This window comes from Marinococcus sp. LNSP9103-4, from assembly GCF_056034345.1.
Genome location: NZ_JBQLIA010000006.1, coordinates 21716 through 45239, shown reverse-complemented (window position 1 = coordinate 45239; position 23524 = coordinate 21716). Strand labels below are relative to the sequence as shown.

The 23524-nt window shown below is 50.8% G+C and carries 25 protein-coding genes; 19 read left to right on the top strand and 6 right to left on the bottom strand.

Going from position 1 to position 23524, the window contains the following annotated elements:
• The first annotated feature begins 44 nt into the window (after positions 1-44).
• The 3 genes from ACTRXG_RS06130 to ACTRXG_RS06120 all read left to right on the top strand — a co-directional run bounded on the left by ACTRXG_RS06130 (position 45) and on the right by ACTRXG_RS06120 (position 2175).
• Entirely contained in the window at positions 45-413 is a 369-nt protein-coding gene (locus ACTRXG_RS06130; RefSeq protein WP_474284387.1) for a PTS glucitol/sorbitol transporter subunit IIA, read from the top strand.
• Positions 414-435: 22 nt separating this feature from the next.
• Positions 436-1728, top strand: coding sequence for an NAD(P)H-dependent oxidoreductase (locus ACTRXG_RS06125; protein ID WP_474284336.1), 1293 nt, complete (start codon positions 436-438; stop codon positions 1726-1728).
• 99 nt (positions 1729-1827) lie between these two features.
• The gene (locus tag ACTRXG_RS06120; protein WP_474284335.1) at positions 1828-2175 is read left to right on the top strand and encodes a bh protein; all 348 of its coding nucleotides are present in this window, start codon (positions 1828-1830) and stop codon (positions 2173-2175) included.
• Between the two features lie 43 nt (positions 2176-2218).
• Here the strand turns inward: ACTRXG_RS06120 and ACTRXG_RS06115 are convergent, their stop codons facing one another.
• Positions 2219-2434: a hypothetical protein gene (locus ACTRXG_RS06115; protein ID WP_474262318.1), complete on the bottom strand. Its 216-nt coding sequence runs from the start codon at positions 2432-2434 to the stop codon at positions 2219-2221.
• A gap of 302 nt (positions 2435-2736) precedes the next feature.
• Here ACTRXG_RS06115 and ACTRXG_RS06110 point away from each other — a divergent pair, with 302 nt between their 5' ends.
• On the top strand, positions 2737-2919 hold the full coding sequence (locus ACTRXG_RS06110; RefSeq protein WP_474262317.1) for a hypothetical protein: 183 nt from the start codon (positions 2737-2739) through the stop codon (positions 2917-2919).
• A gap of 45 nt (positions 2920-2964) precedes the next feature.
• Here ACTRXG_RS06110 and ACTRXG_RS06105 read toward each other — a convergent pair whose 3' ends face one another.
• Complete coding sequence (locus tag ACTRXG_RS06105; protein WP_474262316.1) at positions 2965-3327, bottom strand: VOC family protein; 363 nt, start codon at positions 3325-3327, stop codon at positions 2965-2967.
• Positions 3328-3334: 7 nt separating this feature from the next.
• Positions 3335-4519: an L-2-hydroxyglutarate oxidase gene (gene lhgO, locus ACTRXG_RS06100; RefSeq protein ID WP_474284334.1), complete on the bottom strand. Its 1185-nt coding sequence runs from the start codon at positions 4517-4519 to the stop codon at positions 3335-3337.
• Between the two features lie 231 nt (positions 4520-4750).
• Here lhgO and ytvA point away from each other — a divergent pair, with 231 nt between their 5' ends.
• Positions 4751-5530, top strand: coding sequence for a YtvA family blue-light photoreceptor (ytvA, locus tag ACTRXG_RS06095; RefSeq protein WP_474284332.1), 780 nt, complete (start codon positions 4751-4753; stop codon positions 5528-5530).
• 40 nt (positions 5531-5570) lie between these two features.
• Here the strand turns inward: ytvA and ACTRXG_RS06090 are convergent, their stop codons facing one another.
• Positions 5571-5759: a CsbD family protein gene (locus ACTRXG_RS06090; RefSeq protein WP_474284331.1), complete on the bottom strand. Its 189-nt coding sequence runs from the start codon at positions 5757-5759 to the stop codon at positions 5571-5573.
• Positions 5760-5864: 105 nt separating this feature from the next.
• Between ACTRXG_RS06090 and ACTRXG_RS06085 the strand changes: the two genes are divergently transcribed.
• The 12 genes from ACTRXG_RS06085 to ACTRXG_RS06030 all read left to right on the top strand — a co-directional run bounded on the left by ACTRXG_RS06085 (position 5865) and on the right by ACTRXG_RS06030 (position 19097).
• A complete protein-coding gene (locus tag ACTRXG_RS06085; RefSeq protein ID WP_474284330.1) occupies positions 5865-6842 on the top strand; it encodes a 2-hydroxyacid dehydrogenase in 978 nt (325 codons plus the stop codon).
• A 526-nt stretch (positions 6843-7368) separates the two neighbouring features.
• Positions 7369-8328 carry a 2-hydroxyacid dehydrogenase gene (locus ACTRXG_RS06080; protein WP_474284329.1) on the top strand — a complete coding sequence of 320 codons (960 nt, stop codon included), beginning with the start codon at positions 7369-7371 and terminating at the stop codon, positions 8326-8328.
• A gap of 90 nt (positions 8329-8418) precedes the next feature.
• The gene (nagA, locus tag ACTRXG_RS06075; RefSeq protein ID WP_474284328.1) at positions 8419-9624 is read left to right on the top strand and encodes an N-acetylglucosamine-6-phosphate deacetylase; all 1206 of its coding nucleotides are present in this window, start codon (positions 8419-8421) and stop codon (positions 9622-9624) included.
• Complete coding sequence (nagB, locus tag ACTRXG_RS06070) at positions 9621-10376, top strand: glucosamine-6-phosphate deaminase (protein WP_474284326.1); 756 nt, start codon at positions 9621-9623, stop codon at positions 10374-10376. The genes nagA and nagB overlap by 4 nt, the downstream gene beginning before the upstream one ends.
• A 27-nt stretch (positions 10377-10403) precedes the next feature.
• Positions 10404-11126: a GntR family transcriptional regulator gene (locus ACTRXG_RS06065; RefSeq protein ID WP_474284325.1), complete on the top strand. Its 723-nt coding sequence runs from the start codon at positions 10404-10406 to the stop codon at positions 11124-11126.
• A 94-nt stretch (positions 11127-11220) separates the two neighbouring features.
• The gene (locus tag ACTRXG_RS06060; protein WP_474262306.1) at positions 11221-11679 is read left to right on the top strand and encodes a flavin reductase family protein; all 459 of its coding nucleotides are present in this window, start codon (positions 11221-11223) and stop codon (positions 11677-11679) included.
• 109 nt (positions 11680-11788) lie between these two features.
• Positions 11789-13570 carry a sigma-54-dependent Fis family transcriptional regulator gene (locus ACTRXG_RS06055; protein WP_474284324.1) on the top strand — a complete coding sequence of 594 codons (1782 nt, stop codon included), beginning with the start codon at positions 11789-11791 and terminating at the stop codon, positions 13568-13570.
• A 195-nt stretch (positions 13571-13765) separates the two neighbouring features.
• Positions 13766-14779: a thiamine pyrophosphate-dependent dehydrogenase E1 component subunit alpha gene (locus tag ACTRXG_RS06050; RefSeq protein ID WP_474262304.1), complete on the top strand. Its 1014-nt coding sequence runs from the start codon at positions 13766-13768 to the stop codon at positions 14777-14779.
• Positions 14779-15813 carry an alpha-ketoacid dehydrogenase subunit beta gene (locus tag ACTRXG_RS06045; protein WP_474262303.1) on the top strand — a complete coding sequence of 345 codons (1035 nt, stop codon included), beginning with the start codon at positions 14779-14781 and terminating at the stop codon, positions 15811-15813. The genes ACTRXG_RS06050 and ACTRXG_RS06045 overlap by 1 nt, the downstream gene beginning before the upstream one ends.
• A gap of 17 nt (positions 15814-15830) precedes the next feature.
• Positions 15831-17081, top strand: a complete 1251-nt coding sequence (locus tag ACTRXG_RS06040; RefSeq protein ID WP_474284323.1) for a dihydrolipoamide acetyltransferase family protein — start codon at positions 15831-15833, stop codon at positions 17079-17081.
• Positions 17082-17152: 71 nt separating this feature from the next.
• Entirely contained in the window at positions 17153-17641 is a 489-nt protein-coding gene (locus tag ACTRXG_RS06035; protein WP_474284322.1) for a VOC family protein, read from the top strand.
• Between the two features lie 91 nt (positions 17642-17732).
• Positions 17733-19097, top strand: a complete 1365-nt coding sequence (locus ACTRXG_RS06030; RefSeq protein ID WP_474284321.1) for an MATE family efflux transporter — start codon at positions 17733-17735, stop codon at positions 19095-19097.
• Between the two features lie 12 nt (positions 19098-19109).
• On the opposite strand, the gene ACTRXG_RS06025 is transcribed toward ACTRXG_RS06030, so the two are convergent.
• Positions 19110-19838 carry an SIS domain-containing protein gene (locus tag ACTRXG_RS06025; protein ID WP_474278051.1) on the bottom strand — a complete coding sequence of 243 codons (729 nt, stop codon included), beginning with the start codon at positions 19836-19838 and terminating at the stop codon, positions 19110-19112.
• Between the two features lie 85 nt (positions 19839-19923).
• Positions 19924-21306 carry an N-acetylglucosamine-specific PTS transporter subunit IIBC gene (gene nagE / locus ACTRXG_RS06020; RefSeq protein ID WP_474284386.1) on the bottom strand — a complete coding sequence of 461 codons (1383 nt, stop codon included), beginning with the start codon at positions 21304-21306 and terminating at the stop codon, positions 19924-19926.
• 249 nt (positions 21307-21555) lie between these two features.
• Between nagE and ACTRXG_RS06015 the strand changes: the two genes are divergently transcribed.
• The gene (locus ACTRXG_RS06015; RefSeq protein ID WP_474284385.1) at positions 21556-22362 is read left to right on the top strand and encodes a histidinol-phosphatase; all 807 of its coding nucleotides are present in this window, start codon (positions 21556-21558) and stop codon (positions 22360-22362) included.
• 348 nt (positions 22363-22710) lie between these two features.
• On the top strand, positions 22711-23352 hold the full coding sequence (locus ACTRXG_RS06010; protein WP_474284320.1) for a hypothetical protein: 642 nt from the start codon (positions 22711-22713) through the stop codon (positions 23350-23352).
• Positions 23353-23524: the final 172 nt, after the last annotated feature.

Genomic DNA, 23524 nt, shown 5'->3' with positions numbered 1-23524 from the left:
CGCGCTTGCCCGCCCTGTATTTCCTAGGAGGAGTGACCGTGCAGATGAAAACAGAAGTATTTACAGCCACCGTGGTCGGCATTGGAGAGGATGCCCAGATGCTTATGGACGATGGCATGATGATTTTATTCAACGAAACAGCACCGAAGGATTTATATGATATCAGCTTTGTTCATAACGCCGAAGGGTTAAGCGAAGACCTGGAAGCCGGGGATGAGCTGATCATAGACGGAGAAGTGTTTTCCCTGACATTTGTTGGCGGTAAAGCGAATGAAACGCTGCGGGATCTCGGGCATGCAACCTTCCAATTTAACGGAGAGACAAATTCAGATCTGCCGGGAACGGTCTGTATAGAAGCCAAACCGCTGCCTGCGATACAGGTGGGGAGCACCATCGTATTCCGTAAAAAATAAAGCTGGATAGGAGTGGAGAGCAATGATAGGAATTAACCGAAAGCTGCAGGCACTCGAAAGAGAGGGCCGCTACATTAAAGTAGGTCTTGTCGGCGCCGGCCAGATGGGACGCGGCATGATCGCGCAGATTGAAAATATGAAGGGCATGCGGGTCGTCATTACCGCAGACATAAATGAAGATAACGTCATTAACGCATACGGGCACGCTGGCATTGAGCGGGGAAATATTGTTTCTACTAACAATAAAGAAGAAGCCTCGCAGGCCATCCAGCTGAACAAAGTGGTGGCGTCCACCAAAGCTCTGCTCGTATGCGCGCTTGATGAAGTGGATGTGGTCGTCGATGCGACCGGGGTGCCAAATATTGGAGCAGAAATTGCCTGGAATGCCATTTTGAGCCGGAAGCACATCGTCATGCTGAACGTCGAGGCAGACGTTACCGTCGGGCCGCTGCTGAAGCGGATGGCAGATGCGAGCGGCGTCGTGTACACCGGCTCGGCAGGGGATGAGCCGGGAGCGATCATGGAGCTGTATGATTTTGCTGATGCGATTGGCTTTGAGGTGGTGGCGCTTGGCAAAGGCAAAAACAATCCGTTAAATGTGGAAGCCAATCCGGACACGGCAGCAGCTGAAGCCGAAGAAAAGGGCTCAAGCCCAAAAATGCTTGCCTCCTTCCAGGACGGAACGAAAACGATGGTGGAGATGAATGCTGTGGCGAATGCGACCGGCTTTGTACCGGAAAAGCCGGGCATGAATGGATTTGAAGCCGGGGTCGCAGATCTTCCGGAGCTCTTCCAGCTGCGGGAGCAGGGAGGGAAGGTCGAAAAGCAGCACGTAGTGGAATACATCAACGGGATCGCCCCGGGAGTGTTTGCCATCGTTGCTTCTGATATGGAAGAAGTGAACGCGGAAATGAAATATTTAAAAATGGGGGACGGGCCAAACTACGTGCTGTACCGGCCGTACCACCTGACAAGCCTGGAAACACCGCTTTCCGTGGCGCGGGCGTATCTGGACGGCCAGGCGACGATCGCTCCGGACGCCGGCCATATTGCTGAAACAGTGGCCGTGGCGAAGCGCGATCTGGAAGTGGACGAGCATCTGGATTCCATTGGCGGCTTTACCATTTACGGCACTGTAATGGAAGCCCCGGAAGCCAAAGAAAAGGGAGCACTTCCAATCGGTCTCGCAGACAAAAATGTAAAAATGATCCGGGATGTAAAAAAAGGGGAGATCATTACGTACCAGGACGTGGAGCAGACAGTGGAATCCACCATCTGGCGCCTTAGGAAAATGCAGGATCACGAGTGGAAATAAAATGAGAAGGAAGCGCTGCCGAAATTAGCGGCCGCTTCTTTTTCCGTCTTCAAATCGTGGTATAATAAAAGAGTAATAAGTAAAGGAGGGGCTGAAGCGATGAAAAAACGTAAGGAGCTCATTTACTTACAGTGCGCTCATTGTAAGGAAGAGACGCCCCACAACGTGGAATACATTAATGGGGATGTGTACAGCATGGAATGCCGCACGTGCGGCCGGGAGCTGACATTAAACCGCGATATCATGAAGGAATGGTACAGCGAAGTGTATGACCGCGTGACTACCAAGCCAACCCGTTTAACAGAGGAATATAAAGAAAGCGGAACGCCGTTTGTCGTACGGATGCCGTTCCGGCTGGCAAGCAAGCCCTACCGGCTGATGCGGGATTTAAATGATACCCAGAAAACATTGCGCTACTATAAAAATAAACAAAAGAAATCTTCCTGACCACGCGCGAGCGGGGAGGAAGATTTTTTATGAATGAATATATTTATCCGCTGGCTAACAGCCGGCGGGGCGCAGGAGTCTTTTCATACGCGCGGTTGAACTCCAGCAGAGGGCATGCAGCGCAGGCCTCTGACACTCCGGTGCATGTAGCAACAGAGTCAAACACGCCATCTTTATAAACGTAGGATAATTCGTGAAGCACCTTCTGTTGTGTAATCGTGCAGTAAATAATCTGACGCGACATGGAGTAGTCCATCATATTTCACTCCTTCGGCGTATAATAAATGGTAGGAATAAAAGCGGTATATAATAATTTACTTAAAGACTATGTACCCGGAACAGCCTAAAAGAAAACCAGAGGTTGTAAGCAGATAGTATTAAGCGGGGGAAGTTTACGCCGGGCGGTATCCGGGAAAATAATGTTTCTGACAGCCCATTTAACCTTAAACAAACAACCAGTAATTTAAACCAGCAGAAATGTGACAGTCACGGTATATCTGAGCAGATAGCACACACAACGGCTGAAAAAAGAGAGGGAAGAGAGAAAAGGGGGGGGCATCCATGGAACAAAAGTATATGCTGATCGCAGTAGACCAGGACGGCCGTGAAATTTCATTAAAAAACTATAAGGGCCGTGAGGCGAAAGAGGAATTAATTTTAGAGGGAAAAGACTGCGCAACGACGATGTATGAGCAGTTAAAGGAAGAACTGCATCCGAACTCGGTGAAAATGCTCAGTCTGTAAAAGCTAATATCAGCAGTCCCCGGCATTTACGCCGGGGGTTTTTTATTATCTTTCAATCAGTTCGAGGCGGTTGCCAAACGGGTCCTCTGTATAAAAGCGGGGAGAGCCGTTCAGCGGCTGTTCGGGTTTTACGGGCCAGTTAAACTCCTGCAGGCGCTCCCTGGCAAGCTCGAGGTTGTGCACGCGGAGCGCCGGGTGTGCCTTGCGGGCCGGAGAAAACGGCTCTTCCACGCCAATGTGGATTTCAAGACCGCCACAGTCAAACCATACGCCGCCGCGTTTGGCCAAATCTTCGGGCTTCGGTATTTCGGGCATGCCGAGGATGGTGTGAAAAAAATGACGGGCTTTTTCTTCGCTATCCGGCGGTGCAGCAAGCTGTACGTGATCAATTCCAGTAAATAATGTCATAAGAGGGTCATCCTTTCACTTTTTGGGCAATCGTTTTTCCAATTTCAAGCGAAGCTGTTGCTGCGGGCGACGGGGCGTTTAATACGTGGAGACTGCGGGAGCCCTCAATGAAAAAGAAATCGTCCATCAGCGTCCCGTCTTCCTGAAGAGCCTGGGCTCGTATCCCCGATTCGCCGGGTACAAGCTCATCGGCTGAAAGAGAAGGAATCAGCTGCTGCAGCTCTGCGGTAAATGCCTGTTTGGAAAAGGAACGCACGTATTCCTGCGCTCCTGCCTTCCAGTAACGGGAAGCAAGCTTCCTTAACCCGGGGGAATGGAGGTGCTCCCAGGCATCTGCCGGACTAACGGCCATTTTGCCGTACCCTTCCCGCTCAAAGCTTAATACTGCGTTCGGACCTGCTTCTACACCTCCCCGGCTCATACGTGTGAAATGAACGCCTAGAAATGGAAAGGCCGGGTCCGGTACTGGATAGATGAGCCAGGAAACTTTATGTGCAGCCTCCGGGGCGAGCGTATAGTATTCCCCGCGGAACGGAACAATACGGACATCGGTATGGTAGCCGGCCATGCGGGCGATCTTATCACTGTGCAGGCCGCCGCAGTTGATGAGCTTCCGGCCGGTAAACGTCTGGTCCGGGGTAGTGACGCTCACGCTTTGTTCAGCCTCCTGAATTTGTTCGGCCCGCTGCCCGATCAGAATATCACCGCCCCGCTGGCGGATCTCCCCGGCAAGTGCCTGGGCGACTTCTCCGTAATCGACGATGCCGGTTTCGGGCACAAGCAGCGCGTGCTGGGCGCTTACATATGGCTCTCGTTCTGCAAGCTCCTCAAGCGACAGGTAGCGCGGCTGCAGCCCGTTTTGTCTGCCGCGTTCGTAGAGCTTCCGCAGCTGCAGTAATTCCTCTTCATTTTTTGCGGCAATGATTTTCCCGCAGATCGTATAGTCGACCCCGTGCTGATCGCAGAAAGCAGCGAGCGATTTCCGTCCCTTTTCTGTAAGAGCAGCCTTCAGGCTGCCGGGGCGGTAATAGATGCCCGAATGAATAACACCGCTGTTTCTGCCTGTCTGATGCGAGGCCAGATGGGATTCTTTTTCTAAAACGACTACTCCGGCGCCGGGTTCTTCTTCAAGCAGCGCATAAGCTGCAGCAAGTCCGACGATTCCGCCGCCGATAATGATATAATCGTACATATCGAAGCTCCTTTAAACGACAATTTTTTAAGAGAGACTGCCTACGCACAAGCATACCCGTTTTTTTAAAACATACAACGGGAGCATTTTTTAAAAATCGTGTTTCTATTATAATGAGTAAGTAGTGTAGCCCCGAAAGAAAAATTGGAAGTTTACCGCGCTGCAGAAAAAAGGAATAGCAGATATGAGGTACATAATAAACACTAGGATTGGGAAAGGATTGCACGCGTCATGGATGAGTTTAACGATGATATTTTAACAGACTCGTTAATTTTAAAAGCGATCGATCATTCGAAGGTCGGACTGGTTATCACAGACCCGAATAAAGAGGATAACCCCATCGTTTATGTGAACCGGGGCTTTACCGATGTTACCGGCTATACGTACGAAGAAAGCGTAGGATATAACTGCCGTTTTCTTCAGGGGGAGAACCGAAACGAGCAGGCAATAGAAAATATGAAACGTGCGGTGGCAGCCCGGGAGGAATACGTCCTCGAGCTCGAAAATTTTAAGAAGGACGGCACGCCGTTTTGGAATGAGATTTATATTGAGCCCATTTATATGGAGAACCGTCTGTATTTTCTCGGCGTCCAGCGCGACATTACCCGGCAGAAAAAATACGAAGACGATCTGGACAAAAGCGAGCGTCAGGTGGACCGGCTCTCAACGCCAATTGTGCCGATCACAGAAAAAATATCTGTGCTCCCGGTGGTCGGGGATTTGTCCTATGAACGGTTTGAAATGATCTTTCATAAAATTTCCGAAGCGTATGGAAATATCCATTATGAAAAACTGATTCTTGATCTTTCCGGCATGGATGAGTACGACGAGCAGGTGGCCGACGGCATTATGAATCTGCATCACCTGCTCCGCCTTCTCGGATCAGAGCTGATTGTAACCGGGATCAGGCCGGAGCTTTCAATGGCTTTCACATCGCAGAACATTTCGCTTTCCTATCTGCGGACCGCAGCTACGGTGAAAGAAATGCTGCAGGAGCTCGGCATAACGTAAAAAGCCGGAATCTTTAGCATTCCGGCTTTACCAATGCTGCTTATTTTTCCTCGTCCTGTCTTTTGGCGTCACCGGTTTTGTTCTGTACTTCGCCTTTTACTTTATCTTTCTTGGCGTCACGCTGCATTTTCGGGTCGTCCTTGGCATTGCCTGCCTGATCCTTAGCTTCACCCTTTACTTTATTAACAGCGCCCTTTACTTTATCGCTGAAGCCTTTTTTATCTGCCATAAATAAATACCTCCTGTATTAGGTTCGTACTGGGAATATTCCCGGTGACGCCTGGGATAAAACAAATGATTCCACAAAAATACGTACGCAAAGGAGCACACCTGTATGTCTGTCATTATTGCCTATACGAATCCGCCGGAGCATGTCCGGGAGTACCTCGAAGCAAGGGCGGAGCTTCATGTGATCCGTCCGAACAAAGAACGGGAAAAATTTATGGAGGTGCTGCCGAACGCGGAGGCGCTTATCGGAGCAGGACTGCCTGTCGATCAGGAGCTGTTGGATAAAGCGCCGGAGCTTCGGGTAGTAAGCAACGCTTCAGCCGGGGTGGATAACCTTGACGTCGGTCTGCTGACAGACCGGGGCATTGTAGTTACAAACACTCCCTCGGCAGTTATCGATACGATGGCTGACACGATGTTTGGGCTGATGATCGGCGCTTCGAGGCGTTTGATGGAAATGCATGAACTTGTTAAAAACGGAGAATGGGACCGGAACGCGCCGAAGGAATGGTTCGGCTTGAACGTTCATCATAAAAAGCTCGGTATCATTGGCATGGGAGGCATAGGAAAAGAAGTCGCCCGCCGGGCAAAGGAAGGCTTCCGGATGGAGGTCAGCTACTATAACCGTTCACGGCATGAACAGGCGGAAAAAGAAACTGGAGCCGTCTATGAGAACCTCGATGATCTGCTCGCTTCCTCGGACGTGGTGATGGTACTGCTGCCGCTAACCAGTGAAACCAGGCACATGCTGGGTACAGATGCTTTCCGGAAAATGAAATCAACAGCGGTATTTCTGAACGGCGGGCGCGGATCTGTAGTGGATGAACAGGCGTTGATCACGGCACTCCGGGAAAAAGAGATTTTCGCGGCAGGGCTCGATGTGTTTGAAGAGGAACCGCTGCCATCGGAGCACCCGTTTTTCACGATGCCCGAAGTGACGCTGCTTCCTCATATCGGCACCGGTACGACAGAAACCCGGGAAGCGATGTACATGGAGGCAGCTGAGCAGTGCGTAAAGGCCTTAAAGGGTGAAAAGCCGGAAGCCCTCGTCAATGAACAGGCATGGGGTAAAGGCAGAAAGTAGGCGGTTTTGGACATAAGAAGAACCGCCCTCTGTGTGCGAGAACGGCTGTCTTTTTCAGCGTTTATATGAGCGCTTCATGATTTCAGCGCTTTTGTTTGCGGTTTTTCCACCATTTTCGTACATACGGATAAACAAAAGGTCCAACTTTGACAGCCATTTTAATTAGTTTTCTCATAGTAGATAACGTCCTCCATCTTCAAATTCTTACTTAACGAATACCCTGTTGAAGGACGTTGTAATCATGAAGTTTGGTTTCAGCTGCTTTTCCGTTTACGGAATTTGCGTTTCGCAGCCTGTTTTGGTTGTTTGACCTGCTGTTCCCCGTTTTTGATAAGGTCTTCCTGCATGCGTTTGCGGGCTTCAATAAATAACATGAAAATGCCCCTTTCTTTTGAAGATTGTACAGGGACTATTCCCAGGATAAAACGATGATAAAACATCGTTTTTAAAGAAAATGAGCTTATAAAGGAGCTATCAGTAAACAAACAGTGAAAATCACTGAAAATGGGATGAAAGGAGATTATGTATGGAAAAACCATTAGTCGCTGCATACAACCGGGTCAGCAGGGAGGCCCGGGAAAAACTGGCAGAAGTGTGTGAAGTCCGGTATTTTGCACAAAGTGAAACGCTCGAAGATCCGGAGTTCCGCGAAACGATGGCTGAGGCTGCAGCCATTATCGGTATCGAATATGAAATCGATGAAGATTTTCTGGAACAGGCTCCAAATCTCCGTATTGCCGCCAACGTTTCTGTTGGCTACGATAATCTGGATCTGGAAGCTTTAAAAGCCAGGGGCATATATGCTTCCAATACGCCGGAAGTGTTAAACGATACGACGGCAGACGCTATTTTCGGTCTGCTGCTGGCGGCGGCCAGACGCATTCCGGAAACCGACCGCTACGTTAAAGACGGAAGGTGGCAGAATACACTCCCGGATGATTATTTCGGTGTGGACGTGCACCACCGGACGCTCGGTATAATCGGCATGGGGCGCATTGGGGAAGCAATTGCCAAACGGGCCCGTTTTGGCTTTGATATGAACGTTTTATATTACAACCGTTCGCGAAAGCGCGAAGCGGAGGAAAAATACGGCGCCTCGTGGACAGAACTTGAGCCGCTGCTTGAACAATCGGATTTTGTCTGTACGATGACGCCGCTTACCAAAGAAACGTATCATTTAATGAACGAAGCAGCTTTTCAACGGATGAAATCGTCAGCTGTATTTATTAATGGGTCGCGGGGAGGCGTCGTAGATGAACAGGCGCTTGTCAAGGCGCTTCAGTATCGGTGGATACGGAGTGCCGGTCTGGATGTATTTTCGGCGGAACCGGTTCCGTCCGACCATCCACTGCTCTCGTTTCCACATGTAGTGACGCTTCCGCATATTGGCTCCTTCACCGAAGAAAATGAAAACAATATGTCACTGCGGGCGGCGGAAAATGTGCTGCAGGTATTGAACGGCGAGGAGCCTCAGGATCAGCTGTGAAGCAGGAGAGAGGCTCCTGTTTTTTTGGCATAATTGGTATAGACAACTATATTTTATACTGGTACGATATAGAAAAGGAGGGGACTCGCAGTGGGAGATACTATTATATGTTCAGCGACTATTGTAAACGCAGACCGTACCTCAACCGATCAGTTCATCTGGATCCGCGGGCAGGCAATCCACCGGACAGGAAGCATGGAAAGCCTGCGGGAAGTGCCGGAGGAAACACGTCGGAGGGCAGCGATGGTGGACGGCTCCCGGGGCTTCTTTATACCGGGAATGATTGATATGCATATTCACGGCGTCCAGGGAGCAGACGCGATGGATGGTACTGCGGAAGCACTGGAAACAATGGCCAGGGTGCTGCCGGCTGAAGGTACAACAGCTTTTCTTCCAACTACGATTACCCAGAAGAGCGAGGAGATTACAAAAGCCCTGGAAGCAGTGGCTGAACACCGGAAAACCATGACGGGAGAAGGCCAGGCGGAGATTGCAGGTGCCCACGTTGAAGGCCCGTTTTTTGAACCTTCCAAAGCCGGTGCCCAGCCGGCTGAATTCATGGTCCCGGCTTCGGTGGATTTGTTTGAAACGTGGCGCCGTGCTTCTGGAAACGCAATCCGGATTGTTTCACTGGCTCCGGAGCATGATCCGGACTTTACGCTGACCGCTCACCTGCAAAGCATCGGGGTCGTCGCTTCCGCTGCGCATTCGAACGCCTCTAAAGCGCTTGTGGACGAGGCAGTAGAGAATGGTCTTTCGCACATTACCCATCTGTACAACGGCATGAGCGGGCTGCATCACCGGGAGCCCGGCATTGTTGCTGCGGCGCTTTTAAATCCGGGGCTTACCGTTGAAATTATCGCAGACGGCGTCCACAGCCATCCGGACATGGTCAAGCTTGCCTATCAGGCAGCCGGTCCCGGGCGAATCTGTGTTATTACTGATTCCCTGAGGGCTAAAAATCTGCCGGACGGTTCGTACGATCTCGGCGGCCAGCAGGTAACGGTGGCCGGAGACAAGCCGTATCTGGCAGACGGCACGATCGCCGGAAGTATGCTCGCTATGGATCAAGGCTTCCGCAATATTCAGGCGTTTACAGGCTGCAGCCGTGAGGAAGCGGTGCGCATGACCTCCTGGAACGCCGCGAATGAAATAGGACTCGCGGAGCGGAAAGGCAGCATTCAGGCTGGGAAGGATGCCGATATTGTCTGGATGGACGACAGTATGCATATACAGAAGGTCTGGTGCCGCGGACGCGTCGCTGCGCCTGAAAAGAAAGGAGAAGTGAAGCCGTGAAGCTTATCCGTGTGACTGACAGAGAAGCATTGAGCGTGCATGCGGCAGAAATGATCGCCGGAAAAGTGCAGGAAAAACCGGACTGTGTGCTGGGGCTGGCTACCGGCGGTACGCCGGAGGGCACGTATCAGCAGCTGAAGAAAATCTATGACCGCGGGGGCCTGGATCTCTCCCGTGTTACGACATTTAACCTTGATGAGTATGCCGGTATGCCTAAAGACCATCCGCAAAGCTATCATGCATACATGCAGCACAAAGTCTTTCAGCCGCTGCAGCTGCAGCCGGAACAGACGCACCTTCCGAACGGAACAGCCGATGACCTGGAGCAGGAATGCAGGCGCTATGAAAAACAAATTGCTGCAGCCGGGGGTATTGATATGCAGCTTCTCGGCATTGGCGAAAACGGCCACATTGGGTTTAATGAGCCTGGCACCTCCTTTTCAAGCCGGACGCATGTGATACAATTGAAGCCGTCAACGAGAGAAGCCAACGCCAGATTTTTTTCGAGTATTAAGGACGTTCCAACACAGGCGGTAACTATGGGAATTGAAACCATTATGGATAGCCGTGAGATTCTGTTGCTCGTGTTTGGCAATCGTAAAAAAGAAGCGCTTCTTCGTCTGTTAGAAGGAGAGGTGCAGGAAGACTTCCCGGCTTCTGTACTGAAAAAGCATTCCAGCGTAACGGTGATTGCTGATGAAGAAGCGCTGGCGGATGTCCCCGCAGAAGTGTTGCGGCGCTTTACCGGGTGAAAACGTGAAAACGGGAGGATGCCGTATATGAAAATTAACAAAAAATCCCCGCTGCCGATTTATTATCAAATACAGGAAATGATCCGTGGAAAGCTTGAGAGCGGCGAATGGCCTCCAGGCTATATGCTTCCGTCCGAGCGTATTTTTGCTGAAGAATTTGATGTGAGCCGTATGACGGTCCGCCAGGCGGTGACGGAGCTTGTAAGCGAGCAGCTGCTGACAAGGGAAAAGGGCAAAGGAACGTTTGTGGCTGAACCTAAGATTGAACAGATGCTTCAGGGTCTAACGAGCTTTACCGAGGATATGAAGGCGCGCGGCATGAAGGCAAGCAGCGAGCTGCAGCTGTTTCAAATGGAAGAAGCGGACGCGGCAACAGCGAGACTGCTTCAGCTGAAAGGCGGTTCGGTCTACAGGATGGAGCGGCTTAGACTCGCGGATAATAAGCCGATGGCGCTAGAGAATTCCTATCTGAATGCAGAGATGTTTCCCGGCCTTGGCGAAGAATCGGCATCAGGCTCTATTTATAACCGGCTTGAGCAGGATTACGGCATCATAATTGGGTCCGCCGATCAGTCCCTTGAGGCATCCCTTGCGTCGGAGCGCGAAGCAGAGCTTCTCGGCATTGTACCGGGAGCCCCGGTTCTTTTAATCTCCCGGACTACGTATACTGCGGAGGGGGAACCGTTTGAACACGTTATTTCTTCCTACCGGGGGGATCGGTACAAGTTCCGTATTCATATGCCGCGGTAAGGGTGGCCGAAGCGGCTTTTCTGGTTTTCTGGGCTGATTTACGTTAAAATGCTCGCAGGATAACGATTAGCTGATAATGAGGGAGGCCGCACAAATGGATGATCGATTGTTTAAAGCAGCCATGGGCAAATTTACGACCGGTGTTACGGTGCTTACGACGGAGCTTGAAGGAACAGTTCATGGCATGACGGCAAACGCGTTCATGTCTGTTTCACTTGAACCAAAGCTGATTCTCATTTCCGTGGCGAAAACGGCATCGATGCACGAATATATGCAGGAAGCAGATCAGTTTGCCATCAGTGTTCTTGGCAACGGCCAGGAGGCAGTATCGCGCTACTTTGCCCGCCAGACAGAAGAAGACGCAGAGGTGAGCTTTGAGCGGTTTGAAGACCGTCCGGTCATTGAAGGAGCCATCACGCAGCTTGCCTGCACGAAATATAACGAAGTCGATGCAGGAGATCACACACTGTTTATCGGTTCCGTGGAAAATGTGACGGTCCAGGATGAAGCACCGCTCGTTTATTTTGAAGGCAAATACCGCTATATGGAATAAATCATCCGGCTTTCGGCCGGGTGTTTTTTTATATTCCGGCTCTTTTTTCTCCAAGAAGGGCGTGCTACATTATATGTAAGAAAACGCTTTCAAAAGAGAGGTGCGAATCGTGAATAAAGCGGAATGGAACCGGTGGTCGGAGACGGGAATACTGGACCGTACACGGATGGAAAAGCGGATCGCAGAGTCATGGCATATATGCGCACGGGACGGAGTCGATCCAGCTGGAGGCATCGGCCAGCTGCCGGAACGAAAGGAGTGGCTGGCCTACAAAAAAGAACGGGAAATGTACTTGGAAGCGGCAGATCCAATGCTTCGGCAGCTGCAGGAATTTTGTGAGAGCATGAAGCTTTTGCTTCTGCTTACGGATGAACAAGGCAAAGTGCTGTACATCAACGGGCATCGGCAGGCTCTTGCTCATGCCTCAAGCATTCATTTTGGAGAGGGCGTTACCTGGACCGACCGGGCGGTAGGGACGAATGCCATCGGGACCAGTCTTTCTACAGGGGAACCGATTGCGGTCGTCAAAGAAGAGCACTACTCTAAAGCCTCCAAAAGCTGGGAATGCGCAGCGGTACCGGTATACGACGGCAAAGGGGGCATCCTTGGCGTGCTTGATATGTCGAGTCCCTTTGGTTTTACGCAGAAAGAGCAAATTATGGGCACGGTCGTTTCAGCAGCATTTGCGATTGAGCGCTCCTGGCAGGAAAAGCTCCGTCAGCAGGAAATCGAGCTGCTTCAATACGCTCTCGCAGGCGACCATACGTTCACACCGTATTTGCTGACGAATGCTTATGGAACCGAAGTGTACCGTCATCCGGAATGGAAGGAAGACGAGCAGGGAAATGATCCGGCCATCAGCCGACTGGCAGTCCCAATCTATTCTGCAGCCACCCGCCGGCTGCTCGGTTATCGGTATCAGCCTGTGCGTACGAAGGTGGAAAAAAAGAAGGTCCCGGCAGCCCGGCCTTTCTCCCGGGGGGAAGCCGTAGGGGTAAGCCCGGCCTTTGAACAAACGATCGCGGAGGTGAAAAAGGCTGCCAAACAATCGGTCTCCGTTCATCTTTTCGGTGAGACCGGGACGGGCAAGGAAGTTATGGCAAGACTCTTGCATGACAATAGTGAATACCGAAATGGTCCGTTTATCGCAGTAAACTGCGGGGCTATTCCGGAAAACCTGCTCGAAAGCGAACTGTTCGGCTACGATAGCGGCGCATTTACCGGGGCGAAGAGGGGAGGCTCCGAGGGGAAAATCCGGGAAGCGAAAAACGGCACCCTCTTTTTAGACGAAATCTCTGAAATTTCCCCGGCAGCCCAGGTGGCACTTTTACGTGTGCTACAGGAGAAAAGGGTCACGCCGGTTGGGAGCAGAGACTCCATCCCGGTTAACTTCCGGCTTGTTACTGCAAGCAACAAGCATATTACCGAGCTGGTTCAGGAAGGAAATTTCCGGGAAGATTTGTATTACCGCATTTATGTGTATCCGCTCACGCTGCCGCCGCTCAGAGAGCGGATGGAGGATCTGCCGGAGCTGATCCGCTACATTTCAGAGAAGCAGGGATGGAGCACCACCTGGCCGAAACAGCTGCTGGCCCAGATGGCCGGCTACGAATGGCCGGGAAACATCCGGGAGCTCTTTAATGTACTGGAGCGTATGTATACGTATTATGAAGGAATTGTGCCGATGGACGTGCTCCTTGATCCTTTTCTTTCTGCCCCGGAAGCCCGGCAGATCACGACGAGCCGGTTTACTTACCGGGAGCAGATGGAGTGCGAGCGGATCGAACAGGCGCTTGAGGCCTGCAGCGGCCGTGTAGCGGCTTCGGCAAAGCTGCTTGGGATGGCGAGAAGCACGCTTTACCGGAAGCTGAAAAAATATGGGCTGGAATAATTGCGACAAAATGAGACAATCCGGAGCATCATGCTCCGGATTGTCTCATTATTTTTGTGGAGCAAAAGCCTGAAACTGAAGCGACTGCCTGAAAATAACGTAGATATTGTTGGCACAAAACTTGCAAGTGTTTAGGGTAAGAATGCCCGCAGGCTTCTTTTGCCTGCAATAAATGAATATTAAAGGAGGATCAGTATGGAAGCGTCCAACACAAGAACGCAGACGATGGATTCCCATCAGGCCATGTGGATGTATCAAAAAATGTCTGAAATTCGGTATTTTGAAGATACTGTCCATGAAACGTTCAGCAAAGGAGTGCTGCCGGGATTTGTTCATTTGTATGCAGGAGAAGAAGCGGTGGCGGTCGGCGTATGCGCGCACCTGAATGACAAAGACAGCATCACAAGCACTCACCGCGGGCACGGTCACTGCATCGCGAAGGGGTGTGATCTGAACGGTATGATGGCCGAGATTTATGGTAAAGAAACCGGGCTTTGCAACGGTAAAGGCGGCTCGATGCATATTGCTGACGTCAGTAAAGGCATGCTCGGGGCCAATGGCATCGTTGGCGGCGGTTTTCCGCTCGCTACTGGCGCCGGCCTGACAGCGAAGCTGCAGAACACGGGAGGCGTGGCGGTCTGCTTTTTTGGAGACGGGGCCAATAACCACGGCACATTCCATGAGGGGATTAATATGGCGGCTATCTGGAATCTGCCGGTCATCTTTGTTGCCGAAAACAACGGCTACGCTGAAGCGACTCCATTTTCCTACGCCTCGAGCTGTGAAAATATCGCCGACCGGGCAGCCTCTTACGGCATCCCGGGAGAAATTGTTGATGGCAAAGACGCAATGGCTGTATACGAAGCGGCAGCAAGGGCGGTCGAAAGAGCAAGAAACGGTGAAGGCCCTTCCTTGATTGAATGTAAAACGTACCGGAACTACGGTCACTTTGAAGGCGATGCCCAGAAATATAAAGGCTCGGAGGAGCGCGAAGAGCATCTGAAGGACAAAGATGCGATTTTACAGTTCCGCCAGTATATGCTCCAGCACAACCTTTCCAATGAGGAAGGCCTGAATAAGCTGGATGAACAGGTGAAAGCCTCTATCCAGGCCGCGGTCGAATTTGCAGAAAGCAGCGATTACCCGGATGCCGGCAGCTTAATAACTGACGTGTATGTGGATTATACGAATACAGGGAGGGAGTCGTAATGGGACGGACCATCAGCTTTTCTGATGCAATTAATGAAGCACTTGCCGAAACGATGCGAAGAGATAAAAATGTTATTTTAATGGGTGAAGATGTAGCCGGCGGCGCGGCCGTCGATCATTTGCAGGACGAGGAAGCCTGGGGTGGGGTCATGGGTGTCACGCAGGGGCTGGTGCAGGAATTCGGGAGGGACCGCATTCTCGATACCCCGATTGCAGAAGCAGGCTATGTCGGAGCGGCCGTCAGTGCAGCAGCAACAGGCATGCGCCCGGTGGCGGAGCTGATGTTTAACGACTTTATTGGCAGCTGCCTCGATGAGGTCATGAACCAGGGGGCGAAGCTGCGTTATATGTTCGGTGGTAAAGCGAAGGTGCCGCTGACCATCCGGACGATGCACGGAGCGGGCTTTCGGGCTGCGGCCCAGCATTCGCAGAGCCTGTATGGGATGTTTACCGCAATACCGGGGCTTAAAACAGTCGTTCCTTCCACGCCAGCAGAAGCGAAGGGACTCTTGATCGCAGCAATTGAAGATGATGACCTGGTGGTCTTTTTTGAAGATAAAACGCTCTACAATATGAAAGGCGAAGTGCCGGAAGGCTATTACAAGACCGATCTCGGCAAAGCGGACATTAAGCGCGAGGGCAGCGATGTCACGATCGTTGCTATCGGCAAGCAGGTGCATACCGCGCTTGAAGCGGCAGAGCAGCTGTCGGCCAAAGGCATTCAGGCAGAAATTGTAGATCCGCGAAGCCTTTCGCCTTTGGATGAAGAGACGATTTTAGCTTCAGTGGATAAAACCAATCATTTAATTGTCGTGGACGAAGCAACCCCGCGCTGTAACGTAGCGACCGATATTGCAGCGATGGTCGCAGATAAGGGATTCGATTCCCTCGATGCACCGATCAAACGGATTACCGCTCCGCATTCTCCGGTGCCGTTTTCACCGGTCCTCGAGGATCTGTATCTGCCGTCGGCGGACACCATCGTCCGAACCGTCATGGAGCTTACTGGTGAAGATACTGCGATGACTATGTAAACGGAAGGAGGGACAGTATGGCCACAGAGATCGTAATGCCGAAGTTTGGAATGAGTATGAACGAAGGCACCATTGCCGAATGGCTGAAAAAAGAAGGAGACGATATTAAAAAAGGGGAGCCGATTGTAACGGTCAGCTCGGATAAAATCACAAATGAAGTGGAGGCTCCTGCAGACGGTCAGATGCTCAAAATCACCGCCGCAGAAGACGAGACGCTGGCGGTTGGTCAGGTGATTGCCTACATGGGAGAGCCCGGTGAACAAATAGCAGAAAGCACGTCAGCCAAAGAAGAGCCGGCGTCGGCGGCCCCGGAACCGGCAGAAACGGTCGCAGAAGAACCGGCTATTTCCCGGGAAATAAATCATGCGCCTCAGGCTGAATCGCGCGTACGGGTATCTCCGGCCGCTAAAAAGCTGGCATCGGCGCACGGTATTCCGGTAGAAAACATTGAAGGCACTGGACCGAAAGGACGAATTACCAAGAAGGATGTGGAAGCACTAGTAGAATCCGGTGGCGAGGAAGAAAGCACTGCTCTGCCGCAAAATGAACCGGCATCAGCCAATCCATCGCTCGACACGACTCAGGTGACGGCTGTTAAAGGAATGCGTAAAGTCATTGCCGACCGTATGCAGCAGAGCCTGCAGGAAAGTGCCCAGCTTACGCTGATGAGAAAGGCAGATGTTACCGAGCTGTTGCAGATGCAGAGGCAGGCCAATGCCGAGCTTGAACAGAATGGGGAAGCGAAAACGATGACACTGACTGCGTTCATTGCCAAAGCAGCGGCACTGGCTCTCCGAAAGCACCCGGCGGCGAACGCTTCGTTTCAGGAAGGCACGCTTTACCGCTATGATCATGTGCACCTGGGAATAGCAGCCGCATTGACAGAAGGTCTCGTGGTGCCGGTCATTTTCCATGCCGAAGCCAAATCAGTGCGGGAGATTGGTGAGAGCATCCGCTTGCTCGGACATGGGGCAAGGGAAAACCAGCTAGCTTCTGAAGATATGCAGGGCTCCACGTTTACGATTACGAATGTTGGTTCGACCGGTGTCGAATACTTTACGCCGATTTTAAATACACCGGAAGCGGCTATACTGGGTGTCGGAGCCGTTCAAGACGGGGTACAGTTTCACGAAGGCATTCCAATGGAGCGAAAGCTGCTGCCGCTCAGCCTGACATTTGATCACCGCGCCCTCGACGGCGAACCGGCCGGGCGGTTTCTCGCAGAGCTTACCGGTATTTTAGAGAATCCGCACCGGTTGTTTTACTAATACGTCCCCCTATACAGGGTTAAGCCGTTTCCATAATGGGAACGGCTTTTGTATGACAAAGGAGGGAGTTTATGACTGGAATCACCCACATCGGTTTAAGCGTGCCGGATATTGACGCAGCTATTGAATGGTACACGCGGGTGCTGGATTTTGAGCTTCTGGCCGGCCCATTCACGGCGAAAGCTGAGGAGACGGACGATGCTTCCACGAATATGACAATGGATCTTCTCGGCGAAGAGGTGAAAGAAATGCGCAATGCTCATCTGACTACGGACAACCAGGTGGGACTCGAGCTGTTTGAATTTGTTGACCCGAAGCCTGATCTGAAACAGAGCCCGCCGTGGCAGCAGCGATTTTTTCACCTGTGCCTTCTTGTTTCTGATGTAGAAGAAACGGCTGTACAAATTGAATCGGAGGGAGGAAAACGGCGGAGCAGGACATGGCACCCGAGAGAGGGAAAGCCGTACCGGCTTGTTTATATGGAGGACCCGTTCGGCAATATCGTCGAGCTTTATTCCCACAGCACCGAAGTCACTTATGGAAACATGGACAGCCCATAAGCCGCCTGCGTGAGGTGCCCTTTCCGGCTGATCAATGTTATTCTGTACAGATGAGCAGAACAGACGGGATATGTCAGCAGGAGGCAAAGTTATGTATCACGCAGAAACGATAAAAGAGAAGCTGCGGCTGTTTATGGTTATTTTAGTACCCATTTTGATCACGCAGCTGAGCTATTTTGGCATGAATCTAATAGACACAATCATGTCCGGACGGGCTGGAACAGACGATCTGGCAGGTGTGGCGATTGGGGCTAATCTGTGGATGCCGGTATTTACAGCGGTGAATGGCATCCTGCTCGCCATCACACCGATCGTCTCCCAGCAGCTGGGGGCCGGAGAAGGAAGAAAGATTGCCGGAACGATTACGCAGGGACTGTACTTGGGCGTACTTTTCGGAGTGCTTGTTATTACGCTCGGAGCGGCGGCGTTAAGCCCGGCTCTTTCTTTTATGTCGCTCGAACCGGGTGTTGAACGGATTGCGGCCCATTATTTGATTGGTCTCGCCTTTGGAATTATTCCGTTCTTTTTATCGATCGTGCTCCGGAACTTTTTTGATGCCCAGGGTCATACGCGGATTACGATGGTGATCATGCTCGGTACGCTTCCGTTTAATGCGTTCTTTAATTACGTATTAATTTTTGGCAAATTTGGCTTTCCGGAGCTCGGCGGTATCGGAGCAGGCTACGCGACGGCAATTTCCTATTGGATCATTTTTGCGTTCAGCATCATAATGACGTTCCGGATTCCGGCGATGAGGCAGTTCCGCATTTTTCTGGATTGGTACAGGCCGTCCTGGCAGTCGTGGAAGGAGCAGCTGCAGATCGGCGTGCCGATGGGGATGTCGCTGTTTTTTGAATCGAGTATTTTTTCGGCAGTGAGTCTTTTAATGGCGTCGCTGTTCAGCACAGTTACAGTCGCTGCCCACCAGGTGGCGCTCAGCTTCACGTCTCTGATCTTTATGGTGCCTTTAAGTATTTCCATAGCTCTGACGATTGTGGTGGCGTATGAGGTTGGCGGCGGCTACCTTGAGGGTGCGAAGGCTTATACACGCCTCGGGGTGGCGGCAGCCATGGGTATCCTTGGTGTAGCCTCTATTGGTATATTTCTGCTGCGCGAGCCGATCGCCTATATTTATACGACCAATGAAGAAGTTGTGCAGCTTGCTGCCCAGTTTTTCCTGTTTGCGATTGTCTATCAGATTTCAGATGCCGCCCAGGCCTCGCTTCAGGGGGTGCTCCGGGGCTATAAAGATGTGACCGTTCCATTTTTCACGGCGCTCGTCTCCTATTGGGCACTCGGGCTGCCGGCCGGGTACCTGCTTGCTGTCACGACGCCGCTCGGGCCGTTTGGCCTTTGGCTCGGCATCACTGTCGGGCTGACGAGTGCCGCAATCGGATTTTTCATCCGGCTGAAAGTAGTGGTGAAAAGACACGAAGGAGGCTTTGGTGTCTCTTAGTCCCCGCTTTCTTTAAAACCCAAGCCGGTGACGGTATTTCTGCAGCCATTGTTCGTTTTGGTCATCCCCGCCGTCAGCATTGCCGCTCGTAAAAATAGGCGGCGTTTTCCCCCGGTCCGCCGTTATTTCAATCGCACGGGCAATAGCTGCCTGCAGCATAGCGGTTCCTATCGCTGTAGAGCTTGAGGCAAAAGGAGTGGTGAGATCCGGGTGCGTCAGCAGTGCATCTCCGGGCGGCGCATGGTTATCGAGGACGATATCGACGACATTCATCAGCCTGAATCCGTCTTTATGACGGGAGGGCTGACCCGAAGAATAAGCAACCGAGGTCAGGCCGGCGACTGCAGCGCCGGCTTTTTTGGCGTGGAGGGCGACATCGATCGGTACAGGGTTTCTTCCAGAGGTAGAAATAACGATCACGGTGTCCTCCGGCTGAATATTTTCGTTGGCTAAAAACGTAGAGGCGTAATCGTTTGTACGCTCAAGCTCGGAGGAGCGCAGAGCCCCTTCGTGAAGCATGACCGGTTCATGAAGAATGGGGTGGATCGGAACGAGGCCGCCGGCCCGGTAGTAGACTTCGAGCGAAAGAAGGTGTGAATGCCCACATCCGAATAGATGTATGACCCCGTCCTGCTCAAGCGTATTGGCGATCGCTTCAGCACACGCCTCCATCTGGCTGTGTTCCTGTTTTTCCACAGCGCTCAGCTGTTGGCGGATACTGGAAAAATATTTCTCTATCATAATAGGTATCATCCTTTCTTCACGATAAAAGTATACCTGTTTTCAGGCAGAGAAAAAGCCCCCGCCTTTGAAACGGGGGCAATGATTATTGTGCTGTGGAATCAGGATGCTGGGCGCGCATAGCGTCTGCGACAAATTCCACCTCAGTGCCAATAATGACCTGCAGGTTGGTTTTATCTACTTTTACTACGCCGCGTGCCCCGTTTTGCTTCAGCTTGTATTCATCGACTTCGTCCATGTCATTCATCTGAAGCCGCAGCCTTGTCACGCAGTTATCGATCGATTGAATATTGGAATACCCTCCGAGGGCAGCTACGTAATTTTTGGCGAGCGATTCATATTTGTCATCGCCGCTGAACGTATTGGCTGTGGTGACCGTTTCTTCGTCCTCGCGGCCCGGTGTTTTAATATTCAGCAGCCGAATGAGTGCTGAAAAGACCACGAAGTAAAGAACACCGAATATTAATCCTACACCCAGCAGGAGCACAGGCTTGGTCGCAATGCCGAAGTTGAGCAGGTAGTCTATAAACCCTGCGGAAAAACCAAAAGCGTCTAATATTCCCAGCTGGAATGTTACCACCATCGCAAGCCCGGTCATGAGTGCGTGCACGACATAAAGCAGCGGGGAAAGGAACATAAATGTAAATTCAATTGGTTCTGTAATACCAGTCAAAAATGAAGTGAGTGCCAGGCTGCCGAGCATGCCGGCAACTTCTTTCCGGCGCTCCGGCTTTGCGGCCATAACCATTGCGAGACACGCACCTGGAAGGCCGAACATCATGATCGGAAAGAATCCAGCCGTATAGGCGCCAGCGTCTGGGTCGCCATTTAAGAAACGGGTGATTTCACCGTTATAGCCCTGGAAGGAACCAAAATCAAACCATATATATACGTTAATAATATGGTGCAGTCCGGTTGGAATCAGGAGCCGGTTTAAAAATCCATAAAGTCCGGCGCCAGCAGCTCCTGTATTTGTAATAACACCGGTGACCTGGTCGATTCCGGTCTGGACCGGAGGCCAAACATAGCCAAAGATAAACGCAAATACAAGCATCGTGACGGCGGTAATAATAGGCACGAACCGCCTGCCTCCGAAGAAGCCTAGGAACTGCGGCAGCTGAATATTATAAAAGCGGTTATATAAAAGTCCGGCCGTAATACCTGCGATTATGCCGCCAAACACTCCCATGTTAATATCTTCGTTAATCCCTTCCAGCCCTCCAGTTAAAATTAAATAGCCGACAACGCCTGCTAGTGCGGCGGCGCCGCTGCCGTCCCTGGAAAAGCCAATTGCCAGACCGACTGCAAACAGCAGGGCCAGGTTGTCGAAAATAAACTGGCCGGCGTTTGCGACAAAGGCGATATCGAGCAGGTCCTCCTGCCCGAAGCGCAGGATAAGAGCGGCAGCCGGCAGGACTGCGATCGGAAGCATCAATGAACGCCCGAGCTTCTGGAATTTGCCCATGATTTGAATGTTTCCAAGCATAAGTAGATCCCCCTTTAATAAAATGTATGATGAAAATGTACCTTATTTTAGTTATAGATGTCTATACCAATTTTCTTAAAAATTTAAAAACTCTGTTAAAGAATCTGACGACATCTATAAGGTAACGCTTACAAACATAGTAACACATTATATATAGATGTCTATACCATTTTACTAATAGATTTCTAACGCAGGCATGATACGATAAAAGAAAAAGGAAAGGTGATAAAAGTGAAATTTGACCTTCATAACCATCACGACCGCTGCGGACATGCAGAAGGGACAATCGAGGATTATATTCAGGAAGCGATCCGGAAGAAGCTCGACGTAATTGGTATTTCCGACCATTCCCCGTTCTTTGCAAGCGCCGAAGAGCAGCCGTATCCCCGCATTGCGATGGCTAAAGGAGAATTCCCGGCTTATATTGAGGAAATCCGTCAGCTGAAACAAAAATACATAAACGACATTGAAGTACTGATCGGCGTGGAATCCGACTATTTTCCAGACCAGGAAGCACCCTACCGGGAGCAGTACGGGAAATATCCAATGGATTATGTGATCGGATCGGTCCATTTTGTAAACGGCGTCAATATTTTCAATACCTCCAGGTGGGAAGGCATGGACGATGCGGATATCCGTCAGATAAAGGAAGAATATTACCGCCAGATTGCGCTTTCCGCTAAAAGCGGCATGTTTGATGTTCTGGGCCATATCGATGCCCTGAAGGGATACTTTCCCTATGCGGCAGAGATCGATACTCCGGAAGTGGAGAAGACGCTCCAGATAATCGGGGAAAAAGGCACAGCCATTGAAATTAACACCTCCGGCAAGACCAAATACTGCGGAGGCTGGTATCCATCGGATGAAATGCTCGAACGCGCCCTGTATTACAACGTTCCGGTTACGTTCGGCTCCGATGCGCACGTGCCGGAGAGAATCGGGGACGATTTGGAAGAAGTGCGGCATCGTCTGAAGCAGATCGGCTACCGGTCCTGGAGGTTTTTTCGGAAGCGCCGCCCGGTGGACGTGAATCTGTAAGCTATATAATTTTGTATATATAAGCCGGAAAAGAGTGAATGTATGCTTTTTTCCGGCTTTTTCGCGTTCGTATAAAAATATTAATAAAGACCGCTGTAAATATCGAGAATGAAGACCGATGAAAGTAGTAGAAGAATAACGTACGATAGAAGAGGTTCCGTGTGAAATTTATAATTATACAGTAGGAAAGTATAGACGCCGGGACGCCAATATGAAAAAATATATTAAGTATAATTCAAATGTTTAGTTATTTTTGCACCTGTGCAGCTAAATGAATCAATTTCTATGCAGAGGCAAAAACGATTAATATTACGGAGCCCGTCACTGAAGAAAGGAGATTTACCCTTAATGCCAGCAAAGTATGAAGAACAGTTACAGGAAATTCTGTACGAGGCGATCCAGGAGCATAACTACGACCGCGCCGAGCAGGCCGTAAACCATATGCGTAACCTCGAGCGGATGGAGGCCTTTATCGCAGGAGAGGACGTCACTTATCCGGAACGAAACAGCGCAGAGGCTGCAGCTTCCGGGGAAAACGGATTGGTCGACTTGTCCGCTCCCACAGTCTCCTTTAGGGAGCAGCCCCGGATGAACGGAAACAATATTTCTGCAGGACGGGGGCGGGAGACGCTTCTTTTATACTATATTGAAGAAGAAGGGCTGCTGAAATTCAAAAAAGCACCGCAGACGTATGCCGTAAGTGTTGATTTTTTTCGGACATTTTTGCAGAACCTGGTCTCCTGGGAAAATAAATCTCCTTTTTCCTCCAAGGATTACTTTGAAGCCTTCGGGGATTCACTGAAAGAAAAGTCCACCTATCAGGCTTCCACGCTGCGTCAGTTCATAACACTTCTTTTCCGCTATTGCGTAAAGCTTGATATTCTTGAAAAGCCGGAAGTGCATCAGCGCAGCAGATACATTCTGGCAGACAATATCAGCGTTGAAGAGGTCATCGACTATATTAAAGAACATAGAATACTACAGATGTAATATAAAGTTAAAGAAGAGCTTCCTCCGCTGGATTTCAGGCGGAAGAAGCTTTTTTATTTTACTAAGTCTATTATAACGGGCATAAAGTTTTACGTAGGTCTAACATCATCAATAAAGTTACGGATTCGTGTGCAAAATTACAGTTGTGTAACAAAAGTTCTCGTTCTATTGA

What these genes read in the sequence shown, in the direction of transcription:
- ACTRXG_RS06085 (WP_474284330.1), top strand. Translation starts at nt 5,865, where the DNA reads ATGTCTGTCATTATTGCCTATACGAATCCGCCGGAGCATGTCCGGGAG.
- ytvA (WP_474284332.1), top strand. Translation starts at nt 4,751, where the DNA reads ATGGATGAGTTTAACGATGATATTTTAACAGACTCGTTAATTTTAAAA.
- ACTRXG_RS06080 (WP_474284329.1), top strand. Translation starts at nt 7,369, where the DNA reads ATGGAAAAACCATTAGTCGCTGCATACAACCGGGTCAGCAGGGAGGCC.
- ACTRXG_RS06130 (WP_474284387.1), top strand. Translation starts at nt 45, where the DNA reads ATGAAAACAGAAGTATTTACAGCCACCGTGGTCGGCATTGGAGAGGAT.
- ACTRXG_RS06035 (WP_474284322.1), top strand. Translation starts at nt 17,153, where the DNA reads ATGACTGGAATCACCCACATCGGTTTAAGCGTGCCGGATATTGACGCA.
- ACTRXG_RS06045 (WP_474262303.1), top strand. Translation starts at nt 14,779, where the DNA reads ATGGGACGGACCATCAGCTTTTCTGATGCAATTAATGAAGCACTTGCC.
- lhgO (WP_474284334.1), bottom strand. Translation starts at nt 4,519, where the DNA reads ATGTACGATTATATCATTATCGGCGGCGGAATCGTCGGACTTGCTGCA.
- ACTRXG_RS06030 (WP_474284321.1), top strand. Translation starts at nt 17,733, where the DNA reads ATGTATCACGCAGAAACGATAAAAGAGAAGCTGCGGCTGTTTATGGTT.
- ACTRXG_RS06025 (WP_474278051.1), bottom strand. Translation starts at nt 19,838, where the DNA reads ATGATAGAGAAATATTTTTCCAGTATCCGCCAACAGCTGAGCGCTGTG.
- ACTRXG_RS06115 (WP_474262318.1), bottom strand. Translation starts at nt 2,434, where the DNA reads ATGATGGACTACTCCATGTCGCGTCAGATTATTTACTGCACGATTACA.
- ACTRXG_RS06125 (WP_474284336.1), top strand. Translation starts at nt 436, where the DNA reads ATGATAGGAATTAACCGAAAGCTGCAGGCACTCGAAAGAGAGGGCCGC.
- ACTRXG_RS06010 (WP_474284320.1), top strand. Translation starts at nt 22,711, where the DNA reads ATGCCAGCAAAGTATGAAGAACAGTTACAGGAAATTCTGTACGAGGCG.
- ACTRXG_RS06050 (WP_474262304.1), top strand. Translation starts at nt 13,766, where the DNA reads ATGGAAGCGTCCAACACAAGAACGCAGACGATGGATTCCCATCAGGCC.
- ACTRXG_RS06065 (WP_474284325.1), top strand. Translation starts at nt 10,404, where the DNA reads ATGAAAATTAACAAAAAATCCCCGCTGCCGATTTATTATCAAATACAG.
- ACTRXG_RS06105 (WP_474262316.1), bottom strand. Translation starts at nt 3,327, where the DNA reads ATGACATTATTTACTGGAATTGATCACGTACAGCTTGCTGCACCGCCG.
- ACTRXG_RS06120 (WP_474284335.1), top strand. Translation starts at nt 1,828, where the DNA reads ATGAAAAAACGTAAGGAGCTCATTTACTTACAGTGCGCTCATTGTAAG.
- ACTRXG_RS06060 (WP_474262306.1), top strand. Translation starts at nt 11,221, where the DNA reads ATGGATGATCGATTGTTTAAAGCAGCCATGGGCAAATTTACGACCGGT.
- ACTRXG_RS06090 (WP_474284331.1), bottom strand. Translation starts at nt 5,759, where the DNA reads ATGGCAGATAAAAAAGGCTTCAGCGATAAAGTAAAGGGCGCTGTTAAT.
- ACTRXG_RS06110 (WP_474262317.1), top strand. Translation starts at nt 2,737, where the DNA reads ATGGAACAAAAGTATATGCTGATCGCAGTAGACCAGGACGGCCGTGAA.
- ACTRXG_RS06040 (WP_474284323.1), top strand. Translation starts at nt 15,831, where the DNA reads ATGGCCACAGAGATCGTAATGCCGAAGTTTGGAATGAGTATGAACGAA.